This window comes from Ignavibacteriota bacterium, assembly GCA_016218045.1.
Taxonomy (GTDB): domain Bacteria; phylum Bacteroidota; class Ignavibacteria; order SZUA-365; family SZUA-365; genus JACRFB01.
In genome coordinates this window covers 256,440-271,704 of the sequence record JACRFB010000040.1, presented here as the reverse complement: position 1 = coordinate 271,704, position 15,265 = coordinate 256,440, and the positions used below count along the sequence as shown (strand labels likewise).

General features: G+C 61.0%; 13 protein-coding genes. 12 read left to right on the top strand and 1 reads right to left on the bottom strand.

The genetic code is table 11. From position 1 onward, the window contains the following. Positions 1-1,566, top strand: coding sequence for a histidine--tRNA ligase (gene hisS / locus HY962_10785; GenBank protein ID MBI5647407.1), 1,566 nt, complete (start codon positions 1-3; stop codon positions 1,564-1,566). Then, positions 1,563-3,440 carry an aromatic amino acid lyase gene (locus tag HY962_10780; protein ID MBI5647406.1) on the top strand — a complete coding sequence of 626 codons (1,878 nt, stop codon included), beginning with the start codon at positions 1,563-1,565 and terminating at the stop codon, positions 3,438-3,440. Before hisS ends, HY962_10780 begins: the two co-directional genes overlap by 4 nt. Before the next feature lie 19 nt (positions 3,441-3,459). Here the strand turns inward: HY962_10780 and HY962_10775 are convergent, their stop codons facing one another. Beyond that, positions 3,460-4,971 carry a hypothetical protein gene (locus HY962_10775; GenBank protein MBI5647405.1) on the bottom strand — a complete coding sequence of 504 codons (1,512 nt, stop codon included), beginning with the start codon at positions 4,969-4,971 and terminating at the stop codon, positions 3,460-3,462. A gap of 238 nt (positions 4,972-5,209) precedes the next feature. Here HY962_10775 and HY962_10770 point away from each other — a divergent pair, with 238 nt between their 5' ends. The 10 genes from HY962_10770 (at position 5,210) to gcvP (ending at position 15,201) form a co-directional block, all read left to right on the top strand. Beyond that, positions 5,210-5,731 carry a DUF177 domain-containing protein gene (locus tag HY962_10770; GenBank protein MBI5647404.1) on the top strand — a complete coding sequence of 174 codons (522 nt, stop codon included), beginning with the start codon at positions 5,210-5,212 and terminating at the stop codon, positions 5,729-5,731. A gap of 28 nt (positions 5,732-5,759) precedes the next feature. Then, positions 5,760-5,939, top strand: a complete 180-nt coding sequence (gene rpmF, locus HY962_10765; GenBank protein ID MBI5647403.1) for a 50S ribosomal protein L32 — start codon at positions 5,760-5,762, stop codon at positions 5,937-5,939. Between the two features lie 114 nt (positions 5,940-6,053). Beyond that, on the top strand, positions 6,054-7,037 hold the full coding sequence (gene plsX / locus HY962_10760) for a phosphate acyltransferase PlsX (GenBank protein MBI5647402.1): 984 nt from the start codon (positions 6,054-6,056) through the stop codon (positions 7,035-7,037). 24 nt (positions 7,038-7,061) lie between these two features. Further along, complete coding sequence (locus tag HY962_10755; protein ID MBI5647401.1) at positions 7,062-8,048, top strand: ketoacyl-ACP synthase III; 987 nt, start codon at positions 7,062-7,064, stop codon at positions 8,046-8,048. 10 nt (positions 8,049-8,058) lie between these two features. Further along, positions 8,059-8,958, top strand: a complete 900-nt coding sequence (fabD, locus tag HY962_10750; GenBank protein MBI5647400.1) for an ACP S-malonyltransferase — start codon at positions 8,059-8,061, stop codon at positions 8,956-8,958. 29 nt (positions 8,959-8,987) lie between these two features. Further along, complete coding sequence (gene fabG, locus HY962_10745; protein MBI5647399.1) at positions 8,988-9,734, top strand: 3-oxoacyl-[acyl-carrier-protein] reductase; 747 nt, start codon at positions 8,988-8,990, stop codon at positions 9,732-9,734. Positions 9,735-9,802: 68 nt separating this feature from the next. Next, positions 9,803-10,042: an acyl carrier protein gene (locus HY962_10740; protein MBI5647398.1), complete on the top strand. Its 240-nt coding sequence runs from the start codon at positions 9,803-9,805 to the stop codon at positions 10,040-10,042. Positions 10,043-10,127: 85 nt separating this feature from the next. After that, a complete protein-coding gene (gene fabF, locus HY962_10735) occupies positions 10,128-11,375 on the top strand; it encodes a beta-ketoacyl-ACP synthase II (protein MBI5647397.1) in 1,248 nt (415 codons plus the stop codon). Positions 11,376-11,395: 20 nt separating this feature from the next. Continuing rightward, positions 11,396-12,217: a ribonuclease III gene (gene rnc, locus HY962_10730; protein MBI5647396.1), complete on the top strand. Its 822-nt coding sequence runs from the start codon at positions 11,396-11,398 to the stop codon at positions 12,215-12,217. 110 nt (positions 12,218-12,327) lie between these two features. Continuing rightward, complete coding sequence (gene gcvP, locus HY962_10725; protein ID MBI5647395.1) at positions 12,328-15,201, top strand: aminomethyl-transferring glycine dehydrogenase; 2,874 nt, start codon at positions 12,328-12,330, stop codon at positions 15,199-15,201. The last annotated feature ends 64 nt before the right edge of the window (positions 15,202-15,265 follow it).

Below are 15,265 nucleotides of genomic sequence, written 5' to 3'. Positions count from 1 at the left end.
ATGGCGAATCGAGGCACTCTTCCACGCACGGTGCGTGGTTTCCGCGACGTGAGCCCGAATCTGAACGAACTGCGGTGGAGGATCATCAACGCCGCATCGGCCGTGTACCGCAGCTACGGCTTCGAGCACTGGGACACGCCCGTGGTGGAGTACGCCGAATGTCTCGGCAAGTATCTGCCCGATTCCGACACGATAGACCAGGGCGTCTATTCATTCAGGAATCCGGAGCGCGAACCCATCCTCGACACCGACGGGCGGGAACTGCGCGACAACGACAACAACGTGCTGTTGGAGAATCACTTCCTGTCGCTGCGCTACGACCTCACCGCGCCGCTCGCGCGAAAATACGCAAGCGACCTGTGGGACGACCGTCACACGGCGAAGGACCGCAAAGTCGGCATGCCGCTGTTCCGCCGTTTCCAGTACGGACCCGTGTACCGCTTCGAGGCGAAACTCGACCCGGGACGGTTCCGCGAATTCTGGCAGCTCGATTTCGACACGGTCGGTGTTGCCGACATCACGTGTGATGCCGAGGTGTGCTGCATCCTGAGCGACGCGCTCGAGGCAATCGGTCTCGCACGCGGCACCTATGAAGTGCGTGTCAACAACCGCAAGTTACACGCGGGTCTTTTCCAAAAACTGGGTCTGGAAGAGCAGGGCATTGGCGGCGACATCATGCGCGTGCTCGACAAGTACGACAAGATCGGTCGCGACGGCATCGCCGGCGAACTCGGACCCGGCCGCACGGATTCATCGGGCGCCCGCATTCCCGGACTTGCGCTCCCCGATTCCGCGATAGCATCACTGCTCGACTACGTGGAACTCTCGTCGGTCGAAGGCGACAGATCCACCATGCTCGCGCGGCTCGAGCCGCTGCTCGGCCAGACTCCAGCGGGCAGGGAAGGCCTCGATGAACTGATCCTGATTCACCAGACGCTCGCGGGACTTGGCTACGGCGACGACCGTGTGCGTTTTGATCCGTCCATCGCGCGCGGGCTCGCCTATTACACCGGGCCGGTATTCGAAGCGGTGTCGACGCTCGAAGTGCGCGACGAATCGGGATTGCTCAGGCGCTTTGGCGCGATCAGCGGCGGAGGCCGCTACGACAATCTCGTCGAAAAACTTCTGCATGTGCCCGTGCCGGCCACGGGCGCATCGATCGGCGTCGACCGACTCGCGGAGTTGTTATCGCTGCAGGGCGAGGGCAAAGGCATGCGCGGCCCGGTGCTGGTGACGGTGATGGACAGGCCGCGTATGGCCGAGTATCAGGCGCTTGCGCAACAGCTTCGCGCGGCGGGCATCGAGACGGAAGTGTATTACGGCGGTGAGAAGCGCCTGAAGGGCCAGTTCGCCTATGCAGATGCGCGCGGCTGTCCCGTAGCCATCATTGCCGGCGGGAATGAATTCGAGAAGGGGACCGTATCGATAAAGGATCTCTACCTCGGAAAAGAATACGCAAAGAACGCCGAGAACCGGGAAACCTGGCTCGCGGCGAATCCGGCGCAGGTGGAAGTGACCGTGACCGACATGGTCGAAACAGTCAAGGGGATGCTCGCACGATCATGATCGTCGCTCACGACAGAAGGTACACGCTCGACGACGTACTCGCGGTTGTACGCGGCGAGAAGGTGGAGCTTGCGGCGGAGACTGCCGCGATGCTCGAGACACGCCGCGCCCAGGTGGTACGGTACGTACGCGAACACCGCGCCCCGTCGTATGGATTCAACCGCGGCTTCGGTCACAATGTGGATCAACGCGTCGACGGCGAAGAACGAATCAAATTGCTGCAGGAGAACCTGATCCGTTCACATGCGGCGGGCATGGGGCCGCTCGTACCGCGGGACATCGTCCGCGCTGTGCTTTTTGTGCGCGCACTGTCGTTGACACGCGGCGCCAGCGCCGTGCGGCCGTTGATCGTCGAAACACTTCTCGAAATGCTCAACCGCGGGGTGACACCGTGTATCCCCTGGTACGGCTCGGTGGGTGCCAGCGGCGATCTTGCTCCGTTATCCCACGTCGCCCTCGTGATGATAGCAACAGATACACGCGACGGCGAGGCGTGGTACGGAGACGACGAAACGCCGATCCCCGCGTGTGAAGCCATGCGTCGCGCCGGCATCGAACCCGTGCAGCTTGAGATGAAGGAAGGCCTCGCGCTGAACAACGGAACGACGTTCAGCACCGGCGCGGGGATATTCGCCTACGACCGCATGTGCACGCTGATCAAAACCGCCTCGATCGCGACAGCGATGAGCACGCAGGTCATGCTCGGATCCGACCGGCCGTTCCGCGACGATCTGCTCGCGCTCCGCCCGCACGAGGGCGCGCGCACCATCGCCCGCTGGGTGCGGCAGTTGATGGACGGCTCGCCGATCCGCGAGACACACCGCGGCTTCGACATCGACGGCGAGGTGCAGGATCCGTACAATCTTCGATGCGCCCCACAGATACTCGGCACATGCCACGACCTGCTCGAGGAGGCACGCGCAACATTCGAAATCGAACTGAACAGCGCCACCGACAATCCGCTCATCCTTCCGCAACACGATCCTTTGACCGGAGCGGAGTCGTGGACCGACATCGTTTCGGGAGGCAATTTTCACGCGATGCCCGTCGCCGTGAAGCTGTACAATCTGATGCAGGCGGCCGCCATCATGGCCAAACTCTCGAACACCCGCTGCGCGCGGTATGTGGACGGGAAAAAGAACAAGGGCCTGAACGAGGACGTCAAGTGGCGCGACGAATGGCGTGACGACGATGCGCTGCTCGACGCCGTATCGTCGGGTATGATGATTCCCGAATACGCATCCGCGGCCCTGGCGAACCATATCTGGGGCGCGGCCATGCCGTCGCATCTGTTCTCGATCGCGACGGACGCGGGTCAGGAAGATCATGTGAGCATGGCGGCCGGACTCGCGGCCCGGCTGTGGGACACACTTCCACGCCTTGCAGACATTCTTGCAATCGAGCTCGCCTTTGCCGCCCAGGCCGCAGAGTCGCGACGACAGGCCGAGGCCGTTCCGACAAAGATATCCCTGTTCCTCGACGAGGAGGATGATCACGAGGAGCCGCTGCCTGATTCTGATGCCGCCGAGCGTTCTATCCGCGCCGAAGAGCGAGCAGAGCTGCGCGCTCTCAAGGAGGTGCTGGAACAACGCGCCACCGAGGTCATGAACAGGCGGCTTGCCGTATCCCGTGATGAGGACGCGGAGCAGCGAGCTGCGGGGCCGCGCGTCGTCCGTGTGGAACTCGCCGCGCGCCACCGCATCGATCCCGACGCGCGTGTCCTGAGTCCAGTGTGCGAACGTGTACGCGCGCGTATACTCGAGGTCTTCCCGGCCGTGACCGAGGACCGGTACATGTCGCGCGAGCTGCGAGAGCTGTCACGCCTTGTGCTCGAGGGGGGCGTGGCCGGCGTCGCCGCCGACGCGCTCGTTTGATGCAGGCACTCCGTGCCGACTATTTCGCCGCGATCTCGAACAGACGCACCGTAACCGGCGCCCCGCGTCCTTCAAGCGCGGGTGAGGGGAAGCTGCGACTCCATACCTCGCGGTAGCGCACACCTGCGGCCGCCATGTGTTTCTCGACATACCGGTCTTCCGTGCCGAGACTCTCGATGACAAAGCGTGTTGATGTGGTGGAGAAGATGTTAGACAGCTCGAGGTTTTGCAGCCATGGCGATGCGAGTCCCGCAGCGTCGACGATACGGATATCAGGGCGCCGCTCGAGCGATATCACACCGATGTCCATATAGACGAGCACACTGTCGTTGTGAAACGCGCGCCGGTTCAACTCTCCGGCGCAGGCGCGCATCGCCTCCACATATCCACTGCGCATCGTGCGCAACACCGGTCCCGTCGTGGACACGTGCAGCCAGAGAGCGGCCGCGAATTGTACACCCGCCACGCACAGCACGAGTCGCGTCCAGAGACGCTGATTCGCGAACTGCGAGGTAAGCGCCACCAGTGAGGGTGCAGAAATCAGAAAGGGGAGCGTATAGCGGCCCGCGCTCTGCAGTGAGGGGAGTTTCAGAGAATAGAACACGCATCCTGCAAGGGGGAAAAGCAACAGCGGCAGCACGAGGCGCAGCCGCTCGCGCGTGGCGGCGTTGCTTCGTCGCCACAACAACACCGGCACCACAGACGCACACAGCGCCGCTCCGCCATATCCCGTGGTTATGACGGATCCGAGCTGCGTCCAGACGCGTGTATTGATCCAAAGGACACCGTACTCCGATTTGGCAAAGAACGTGGAGGGCAGGACGTCGCCGAAGTTCATAAAAAGCGCGAGACCCGCTGCAAGAAGCACAAACGCCGCGCCCGAGGCGAGCGCGGCAACCCGCGTCCTGACATGCGGCCGTTTCGCCGTGATAATACCTGCACAAAGGACGGGGATCAGCAGACCCGCTTCGGGGCGCAACAAAACAAGCAGTCCACAGGCGGAACCAAGCAGAAGCCAGCCCGCCGCCGCCGGATGCTTCGTTCTTTCGACAAGAAAGTAGTACAAGCAGAGCACCCATATCACAGCGGCCGCAGCAAACGACGCCTCGATAAATGCGCCACTCCATCGCCAGAGGTGCAGGTTCGCCGCTGTCAGGGCCCCCGCGGCGAGGGGTACGATGCTTCCGCGTGCGCCTAGCAGCCGGGTGAGAGTGTACACTCCGGCAATGGCAGCCATTCCCGCGAGCAGGGACAGAGCCATGCCGATTTCCATATACGCATGTGTGCACGCGCGGAGGCAGACAAATCCCGCGGTAAAGAGGGGACTCGTGGTCATGAAGACGCGGTCGCCCGCATTGACGCCCCAGCCCGCACCTTCGTGAATGTTCTCGATAATTGCGGCATGGATGAACGCATCGTCCGTTCCGGGGTAATCGGGCGCAACAATCCAGCGAAGTATCGCGGGACTGCAGCAGAGCAGCACCAGAACCGCATTGTATAAAATGCGTGATGACGAGAAAGGCGGTTTCACTTTCGGGATACGGGCGGATTGATGCGGAAAGCCGTTCAAAGCAGCGTTGCCGGCGAATTTTTCGGGAACGGCCGTACGTCGAAACGGGTTGGCGCGTGACGCGCGGCAGGCACTGTGTGCGCAACGCGCCAATATCCGCCGTTCGGGCCGGAAAACAAACCTGGAAGAGCACCGACATACCGTTCTTGTTTTCCTTGACCCTTTTCCCTAGATTTACTTGCTTGAGTGTTCTGTGACAGTGAAACAGACAGATTACCATATTCCCATCCGTATCTCGGGTCTGGCCGATGGCGAACATACGTTCGACATTACGGCTCGTCCTGACGAGATTGGTCTGCCCGCCGAGTACAACGAGGAAGTCGTCGTACATGCGGTGATGGACAAAACACATGCGCAGCTCATACTGCGCGTCGCACTCTCTTCAGGCGCAACGTTCCCGTGCGACCGTTGTCTCGAGCCGGTCCGGATTCCCTTTGCCGGTGAATTTTCTCTTTTCTACGCACGCGAATTATCGTCCGCCCGCGAATTGGACGAAGAAGACGTGCGCATTATCGATCCAAACCAGCCCGTAATCGACATATCGGCCGATGTGCGAGACTTCGCACTGCTCGCGATACCGATGCGCCGCATTCACGAAGAGGATGCGGACGGGAATCCGAGCTGCCCTGTCACGATACCGGAGGAGCATCTGGATTCGGGGGCAGACAAGATCGATCCCCGCTGGGAAGCCCTGCAAAAACTTCGAAACGAAACGACATAACGCAACCATACACCAAGGATCCAACACCATGCCGAATCCAACCCATCGCCACTCGAAGACGCGTTCGCGGAAACGCCGCACGCATTACAAGGCAGAGGCCCCCTCAGTGAGCACCTGCTCGAATTGCGGCGAGGCGAAACTCCAGCACCGCGTGTGTCCGAACTGCGGATACTACAACGGCCGTTCCATCGTTTCACCCAAGGCCTAAGGTTTCGCGCGCAATTACCGCATAGGGCGCGGCTTCAACGCCGCGCGTGTTGCGGTTGATGCGCCGGATACATCCCGCGTGAGCGTTTCTCCGGTCAAGATTGCCGTCGACGCCATGGGCGGCGACTTCGCGCCCGAAGCGGCCGTGCGCGGCGCGCTCGAATGCGTCGCCGATCCGCGCTGCGATTTCGGCGTCGTACTTTTTGGCGACGAGCAACGTATCCAGCCCTTCCTTCCCGCCGGTCCTCTTCCCGAAGGGATAACCGTTGTACACACACGGGAAACGATCGGAATGGGGGAGAGCGCCACTACAGCCCTGAAGAGCAAGCGCGATTCCTCGATCGTGCGTGCTCTTGAAGCGCACAAGGCCGGGGAAGTTCATGGTTTCATCAGCGCGGGGAATACCGGCGCTGTCATGGCCGCGTCCACTCTGATTCTCGGGCGGCTGCCCGGTGTTGCACGTCCGACCATTGGGACGTTCCTTCCTTCGCAGAAGGGCTGGACACTTGTCATCGACGCGGGCGCCAACGTCGATTCCAAACCGCATCATCTTGCACAATTCGGTGTCATGGGCGCCGTGTTGACGGAACTGCTGCGCGGAGTCGAGAACCCGAGCGTCGGGCTCCTCAACGTGGGCGAGGAGGAGGGCAAGGGCAACGAAGCGACTATCGAGGCCTACAAGCTGCTGAAGAATGCTCCGCTGCGTTTCGCCGGCAACGTCGAAGGACGAGACATTCTCAAAGGCACGGTGGACGTAGTCGTCTGCGACGGATTCACAGGCAACATCATTCTCAAGTTTGCCGAATCGATTCCCGGATTCCTGAAGGCGAAGTTCACAGAACTCGCCCAACGGGGACTCGTCGCGAAGCTCTCGCTGGGACTGCTGCGCAGCCCCATGCGCGCCATGATGAAGGAGTGGGATTATCAGGAACACGGTGGCGTGCCGCTGCTCGGAGTGAACGGTGTGAGCATCATCGGGCATGGCAGTTCGTCTCCCCGCGCCATCAAACACATGATTCTCAAAGCCAAAGAAATGATTGACCGGCGCGTGAACGAGCGCATCGCTGAGGCAATGGCGACGCTCCCTCCCGCTGCCTAACCAACACGCACATAGAAAGACCATATGAAGACCGTCAACATCACCGCCATCGGCCATTACGCGCCCGATACTGTTTACGACAACGCGCATTTTGTGTCGTATCTCGATACCACCGACGAGTGGATACTGTCGCGCACAGGCATCCGCGAACGGCGCGCCCTTCTCGACGGCGCTACATCAGATCTCGGCGCCGAGGCCGCCCGTCGCGCCCTCGCAATGCGCGGGATCGGTCCGGAAGAAGTGGACCTGATCGTCGTCGCGACCGTCACACCCGACATGTTCTTCCCCAGCACGGCCGCTCTGATCCAGAACAAAATCGGAGCAAAAAACGCGTGGGGTTTCGACCTCAGCGGCGCCTGCTCGGGATTCCTCTATGCCCTCGCAACGGGATCGCAGTTTATTCAGGCGGGCACGTACAAAAAGGTGCTGGTGATCGGCGCGGATAAAATGACCGCCATCGCCGATAGAAACGATCGCAATACCGTTATCCTGTTTGGAGACGGCGGTGCGGCAGTGCTGCTCGAGCCGGGCGACGAACCGGGCTATGGCATCGTTGACTGGGTGAATTATATGGACGGGAGCGGCGAGGACGCGCTGCACATGAAGGGCGGCGGAAGCCGCAATCCCGCGACGCACGAAACGGTGGACAAGGGCTGGCATTACATCTACCAGGACGGAAAGGCCGTTTTCAAAGTCGCAGTCGTGGGCATGGCCGACGTCTCGGTCGAAATCATGAAACGGAACAACCTCTCCAGCGAAGACGTCGCGTGGCTGGTGCCGCATCAGGCGAACATGCGCATCATTCAGGCCACTGCCGAGCGCATGGGCATCGGTATGGACAAGGTGATGGTGAATATCGACCGATACGGAAACACCACCGCAGCAACGATCCCAAGCTGTCTGGCCGAATACTACGGCAACGGTTCACTCAAGCGTGGTGACCGCCTCGTTCTCGCTGCCTTCGGCGCGGGGTACACCTGGGGCGGCGCATACGTCCGCTGGTCGATCTAAGGGGCGTACGATGAAGACCGCGTTTCTATTCCCCGGACAGGCGTCACAATTTGTGGGCATGGCGAAGGATCTTGTCGAAGCGTATCCCGCAGCCCGCGAGCTCTTTAACATCGCAAACGACATCATGGGCGACGATCTCTCGCGGATTTGCTTCGAGGGTCCGGAAGACGTGCTCAAGCAGACCAAGTACACGCAGCCGGCGATTTTCACACATAGCGTCGTGGTGACGCGTCTGCTCGGCGCGAAGGCCGACGCCGCGGCCGGTCATTCACTCGGCGAATATTCGGCGCTTGTCGCCGCCGGTGCTCTTACCTTCGAGGACGGGCTCCGTCTCGTGAAGAGGCGTGGTGAACTCATGCAGGAAGCCGGTGTGCGGTCGCCCGGCGCGATGGCTGCAGTCATCGGCGCGGAACCCGAACTTGTGGAACAGTGTTGCACGGAAGCCGCGGCCGCGGGTATTGTTCAGACTGCCAACTTCAATTCGCCAGGCCAGATCGTCATTTCGGGCAGTGTCGAAGGAGTCGACAAGGCGATCGAGCTTCTCAAGGCGCGGGGTGTCCGGCTGGCAAAGAAGCTCCCGGTCAGCGGAGCGTTCCATTCCCCGCTGATGCAGTTTGCACAGGACGAAATCGGGGAAACGCTCGCGGCCACGCCCGTCAGTGATCCCACTTTCCCGGTGTATACCAACGTTACGGGCGAAGCGGTACACGATGCGGCCACTGTGCGCGAAATGCTCTTCCGACAGATCACGAGTCCGGTGCTGTGGGAGGCAAGCATGCGTAACATGCTGCGCGACGGCGTGACCCATTTCCGTGAAGTGGGTCCGGGCAACGTTCTTCAGGGGCTGTTGAAGCGCATTGAACCCGACGCCGAGTGCCTGTGCATCGGCACAGCCGCCGATCTGCATTAAACCGACGTCATCTGCAAGAGGAGAGCCACATGCTTCCGTTCGAAAATAAAATCGCACTGATCACCGGCGGCGCGCGTGGCATCGGCCGCGAAATAGCGAGGGAATTTGCCGTTCAAGGCGCAAACATCGTGATCTTCGACCGCGCCTTCCCGCCGGATTTCGAGACGTTTCTCGCCGAAGTGCAGGCCATGGGCCGCACGGCGGAGGGCCGCGCGGTGGATATCACCGACGCCGCTGCTGTTGACGCCGCGGTCGATGCAGTCGCGGCATCACTTGGCCGCATCGACGTGCTCATCAACAATGCGGGCATTACGCGCGACAAGCTGCTCATGCGCATGACCGACGACGACTGGGACGCCGTGCTCACCGTGAACCTGAAGGGCGCATTTCTCATGACACGCGCGGCCTCGCGTATCATGATGCGCCAGCGTTTCGGCCGCATTGTGAACATCAGTTCCGTCGTCGGCGTGATGGGCAATGCCGGGCAGTCGAATTATTCCGCATCGAAGGCGGGCCTGATCGGGTTCACGAAATCGATCGCGAAGGAACTCGCAGGCCGCAACATCACCGTCAACGCCATCGCCCCCGGATACATCGAAACCGAGATGACCGCGGTGCTCAGCGAGGAGCAGCGCGCAGCGTTTATGACTGTTATCCCGCTCAAACGAGGCGGGACACCCGCCGATGTCGCGGGAGCCGCCGCATTCCTCGCTTCCGAAAAATCTGCGTATATTACTGGACAGGTCCTTTGCGTCGATGGCGGCATGGTGATGTAAGGGCCTCACATCGCTCGTTCTCTCAAAACACATACTTTTCTGTCCCACCCTTCAATCGGAGTTTTCCCATGTCCGAAGAGCTCGTCCAAAAAGTCAAACAGATCATCGTCAGCAAACTCGGCGTCGAAGAGAGCCAGATCACAGAGAGCGCGTCGTTCACGAACGACCTCGGCGCGGACTCCCTCGACACAGTGGAACTGGTGATGGAACTCGAGAAGGCATTCAATCTCACCATCGCGGATGAGGATGCCGAAAAGATCACCACCGTCGGCGACGCCGTCAAATACATCACCACCCACGTGTCCTGATTCGAGATGCGGCCGGCGTTCGCGCGGCCGCACCCCACTCCGCTCCGGCAAGGACCCGGGGCACCACACCATTTGGAGGTTGTACATGAAGAAGCGCCGCGTCGTTATTACGGGCATGGGAACCATCAATCCCCTGGGCAACACCGTTGAGGAGTATTGGAACAATCTCCTCGCCGGCGCCAGTGGAGTCGGGCCCATCACTCGATTCGACACGTCCGCCTACCGCACCAACATCGCCGCCGAAGTGAAGAACTTCGATCCGACGACGTTTTTCGACCGCAAGATGGCGCAGCGGATGGATCCGTTCACACATTACGCAGTAGCGTCCGCCGTTCAGGCGGTTGCGTCCGCCGGTCTTGACACAGGAGGCGTCGACAAGGATCGCGCCGGCGTCGTGGTCGGGTCCGGTATCGGAGGAATGTGGACTAATTTCCAGCAGCAGAAGCTCTTTCACGAGAGTGGTCCGCGCCAGATCAGCCCGTTTTTCGTCCCGATGCTGATCACCGACATCGCGGCCGGATACATTTCGATCATGTTCGGATATAAAGGTCCGAATTACGGCACGGTCTCGGCCTGTGCCACCGCCTCGCACGCGATTGGTGATGCGTACATGCTCATCGAGCGCGACATGGCCGACGTCATGGTCACGGGCGGCGCCGAAGCGGCGATCACCCCGATGGGCCTCGGCGGGTTCGGCGCAATGCGGGCTCTGTCGACACGCAACGACGATCCTGCGACCGCGAGCCGTCCCTTCGACAAGGACCGTGACGGTTTTGTCATGGGCGAGGGCTCGGGCATCGTGATCCTCGAGGAACTCGAACACGCGCTCGCGCGCGGCGCCAACATCATCTGCGAGTTGTGCGGCATCGGTTTCACCGGCGACGCATACCACATCACGGAACCGGCTCCGGGCGGCGAAGGCGCCGTGCGTTCGATGAAGCTGGCAATAAAGGACGCCGGCATGCAGCCCGAGGAAATCGATCTCGTGAACGCGCATGGCACGTCGACACCGTATAACGACAGGAACGAGACGGCCGCCATCAAGTCGGTCTTCGGCAGCCACGCGTCGAAGTTGAAGGTCAACTCCACCAAATCTATGATCGGTCACCTGCTTGGCGCCGCCGGCGGTGTCGAGGTTATCGCCACAGCGCTCATGGTGCAGCAGAACAAAGTGCATGCGACGCTCAATCAGATCACACCCGATCCGGACTGCGATCTCGATTACGTGCCCGGCGCCGCCATCGACCATGTGGTGAACGCGGCCGTCACAAACACCTTCGGCTTCGGCGGACACAACACGTCGATAGTCCTCAAGAAGTACAACGGCGCATGAGGGGTTGACCACCTTCCTGTATGTTCCGCCTGCTGAAGATCCTCCTCGCACCACGCAGCACCTCGCGAAAAACACCTGTTGTCCCGCCCTCGCAACAGGAGGAGGAAGGACGCGTTGCGCTGACCGCGACTGTCGATTTCGACAGCGCGGAATTTACACGCCGCACCGGGTACCATGTGCGGCACGAGAAGTATTTCATCCAGGCGATCGTCCACCGGTCGTATCTGCAGTTGTGCCCGCCGAGCATCACAAAGTCGAACGAGCGCATGGAATTTCTCGGCGATGCGATTCTGAATCTCGTGGTGGCCGAGCATCTCTACAACCTCTTTCCCGATGCGGAGGAAGGGGAACTGTCGAAACTCCGGGCGCGTGTTGTCAGCAGGACGGCGCTCTCGGAGTGCGCGCGTCGGCTCGAGTTCGAGGACTTCCTCCTCATGAGTCCGAGCGCGCATCAATCGATCCGCTCCGGAAGCGACTCGATTCTGGTGGATGCCGTTGAAGCGTTTGTCGCCGCCATTTATCTCGACGGCGGCTACAAGGCGGCAAAGACGTTCATCGAGGATCAGCTTCTCTCGCAGTTCCCAAGCTCGCGCCTCACAACCGACGACAACTACAAAAGCCGTCTGCTCGAATTCGCGCAGGCCCGCGGCATGGGCATTCCCCGCTACGTGACCATCGACGAGAGCGGGCCCGATCACAGCCCCATTTTTACCGTTGAAGTGCAGGTAAACGGCGTCCCTGTCGGCATAGGCGCCGGTGGCAGCAAGAAAGCGGCGGAACAAAAGGCCGCGGCCAAGGCCCTTGAATTTCTCACCGTCCCTGAAGCGCCAGGCGCTTCATAGCACCGCATCCCGCACACATCCATCCCCGTCATCCCCGTACAGCACCTGCCCGGACCATGGCCCCGAAGCCAGGGCACCGGGAGCCCTCTTCACCAACCCGAAAGCCCGCCATGAATACGACCCGCATCATCGATGAAACGTTTGACGTGCGCCATCTCGGTCCCAGCGTGCAGGAAGAGCGCGACATGCTCGCCCTGCTGGGTGTGCCGAACCTCGACGCGCTGATCGAGGAAACAGTACCGCAGAGCATTCGCCTCGGCGATCCGCTCCCCCTCTCCGAAGGATTGAGCGAGCAGGAACTGCTGCACGAACTCGCGGCGGTAGCTTCTAAAAACAAGACCTACACATCCTTTATTGGTATGGGCTATTACGGCACCTACACGCCGACGGTCATTCTTCGGAATATCCTCGAGAATCCGGGCTGGTACACGCAGTACACCCCTTATCAGGCCGAGATTGCACAGGGCCGCCTTGAGGCGATGCTCAATTTCCAGACGCTCGTGACCGACCTGACAGGCATGGCGGTCGCGAACGCCTCGTTGCTCGACGAGGGCACGGCTGCTGGCGAGGCGATGATCATGGTCGCGGGTATTGTGCACAGGAAATCGGACCGCGCAGGGAGCATGAAGTTTTTTGTGTCGGACACGGTGTACCCGCAGACGCTCGACGTGCTGAAGACCCGCGCCCTCCCGCTCGGATTCGAAATCGTGGTGGGAAACCACGCCGATGCGCAGCTCGACGCCTCGTTCTTCGGCGCATTGGTGCAGTACCCCGCGCAGGACGGCCAGGTGATCGACTATCGCGCCTTCATCGATGCCGCGCACGCGCAGGGCATTCAGGTTGTGGTGGCGGCGGACATGATGAGTCTCGTGCACCTGACGCCTCCGGGTGAATTCGGCGCTGATGTGGTGGTTGGAAGCGCACAGCGCTTCGGTGTGCCCATGGGATACGGCGGACCGCACGCGGCCTTTTTTGCGACAAAGCAGGAATACATCCGCATGATGCCCGGGCGCATCATAGGTGTGTCGGTGGACGCGCAGGAACATCCCGCGTTCCGCATGACACTGCAGACCCGCGAGCAGCACATCAAACGCGACAAGGCGACATCGAATATCTGCACCGCTCAGGCGCTTCTTGCAGTGATGGCCGGCATGTATGCCGTGTATCACGGTCCGCAGGGGCTGCGCCGCATAGCAGGCAACATTCATGCGGCCGCCTGCGCGATCGACCACGGCCTTGTGCGCCTCGGTTTTGAACAGCGCAACACGCTGTTCTTCGACACGCTGCGCGTGCGTGTTCCGGATGCGGCGCTGCTGCGTGCCCGCGCCGAAGCCGCGCAGGTGAATTTCCGCTACTTCGAGAACGGCGACGTCGGAATCGCAGTCGATGAGACGACGGGAGTCCGCGAAATTCAGCTCGTGCTATCGCTGTTTGCGGGGTTGAAGGGTTCGGATGCAAAGTCCGCCGACGTATTCGAAGGCGTCGACACAACGTATCCCGCGCCTCACGGCCGCTCGAGCGAATTTCTGACGCACCCGATCTTCAACATGAATCATTCGGAGACGGAACTGCTGCGCTATATCAAGCGCCTCGAGAACAAGGATCTATCGCTCGCGCATTCGATGATTCCTCTCGGTTCCTGCACGATGAAGCTGAACGCAACAACCGAGCTTATTCCCATCACATGGCCCGCGTTTTCGGCCATGCATCCCTTCGCGCCTGAAGAACAGGCAGAGGGCTACGCCGAAATATTCCGCGGACTCGAAGACGCGTTATGCCGCATCACCGGATTCACCGCATGTTCACTGCAGCCGAACTCGGGCGCGCAGGGTGAGTATGCCGGACTGATGGTCATCCGCGCCTATCAGCATGGCCGGGGTGAAACGCAGCGCGATGTGACACTCATCCCCGCTTCAGCGCATGGGACAAATCCGGCAAGCGCCGTCATGGCGGGATGCAAGGTGGTGGTGGTGGCCTGCGACGCGATGGGGAACATCGACATCGCGGACCTGCGGGCAAAGGCCTCGGAGCACAGCGCGCAGCTCATGGCCCTGATGGTGACGTATCCGTCGACACACGGCGTATTCGAAGAGACCATCCGCGAAGTCTGTTCCATCATCCATGAACACGGCGGACAGGTGTACATGGACGGCGCAAACATGAACGCGCAGGTCGGCCTCACCAGTCCCGCGGCCATCGGTGCCGACGTATGTCACATCAACCTGCACAAGACCTTCGCGATTCCACACGGCGGCGGTGGACCGGGCATGGGCCCGATCTGCGTCGCGCCGCATCTCGCGCCGTATCTCCCGGGTAATCCCGTCGTCAGCACTGGCGGAGAGAAGTCGATCACCGCCATCTCATCGGCTCCGTGGGGAAGCGCCAGCATCCTTCTCATTTCCTACGCATACATCCGTATGCTCGGTGCGCGAGGCCTGACCGATTCGTCGAAGTTTGCAATCCTGAACGCCAACTATCTCAAGGCCCGGCTCGAGAACCACTACCCGATTCTCTACGTGGGATCCAACGGCCGCGTGGCGCATGAATTCATCCTGGATCTGCGCCCCTTCAAGGACGCGCATATCGAAGCCGAGGATGTGGCGAAGCGTCTCATGGATTATAACTTCCACGCGCCGACGGTGTCGTTCCCGGTCGCGGGCACGCTGATGATCGAACCCACGGAAAGCGAATCCAAAGCCGAGCTCGACCGTTTCGCGGAGGCCCTCATTGCGATCCGCGGCGAGATACAGGACGTGCTTGACGGGAAACTCGGCGAACACGACAATCCGTTGAAAAATGCTCCGCATACCGCGCACGCCGCGACGGGAGACAACTGGCCGCATTCGTATTCGCGCGAGCGGGCAGTCTATCCTCTACCCTACGTCCGCATCAACAAATTCTGGCCCGCAGTCGGCCGTGTAAACAACTCGTACGGCGACAGGAACGTGGTCTGTACCTGCCCGCCGATCGAATCGTACATGTAACATCCCTCCGGAATGTCCACTGGACGGGGACGCGACGCGTCCCCGTTTTTTTTACGATCCGTAT

What these genes read in the sequence shown, in the direction of transcription:
- hisS (MBI5647407.1), top strand. Translation starts at nt 1, where the DNA reads ATGGCGAATCGAGGCACTCTTCCACGCACGGTGCGTGGTTTCCGCGAC.
- fabF (MBI5647397.1), top strand. Translation starts at nt 10,128, where the DNA reads ATGAAGAAGCGCCGCGTCGTTATTACGGGCATGGGAACCATCAATCCC.
- rnc (MBI5647396.1), top strand. Translation starts at nt 11,396, where the DNA reads ATGTTCCGCCTGCTGAAGATCCTCCTCGCACCACGCAGCACCTCGCGA.
- fabD (MBI5647400.1), top strand. Translation starts at nt 8,059, where the DNA reads ATGAAGACCGCGTTTCTATTCCCCGGACAGGCGTCACAATTTGTGGGC.
- HY962_10740 (MBI5647398.1), top strand. Translation starts at nt 9,803, where the DNA reads ATGTCCGAAGAGCTCGTCCAAAAAGTCAAACAGATCATCGTCAGCAAA.
- fabG (MBI5647399.1), top strand. Translation starts at nt 8,988, where the DNA reads ATGCTTCCGTTCGAAAATAAAATCGCACTGATCACCGGCGGCGCGCGT.
- plsX (MBI5647402.1), top strand. Translation starts at nt 6,054, where the DNA reads ATGGGCGGCGACTTCGCGCCCGAAGCGGCCGTGCGCGGCGCGCTCGAA.
- HY962_10780 (MBI5647406.1), top strand. Translation starts at nt 1,563, where the DNA reads ATGATCGTCGCTCACGACAGAAGGTACACGCTCGACGACGTACTCGCG.
- rpmF (MBI5647403.1), top strand. Translation starts at nt 5,760, where the DNA reads ATGCCGAATCCAACCCATCGCCACTCGAAGACGCGTTCGCGGAAACGC.
- gcvP (MBI5647395.1), top strand. Translation starts at nt 12,328, where the DNA reads ATGAATACGACCCGCATCATCGATGAAACGTTTGACGTGCGCCATCTC.
- HY962_10755 (MBI5647401.1), top strand. Translation starts at nt 7,062, where the DNA reads ATGAAGACCGTCAACATCACCGCCATCGGCCATTACGCGCCCGATACT.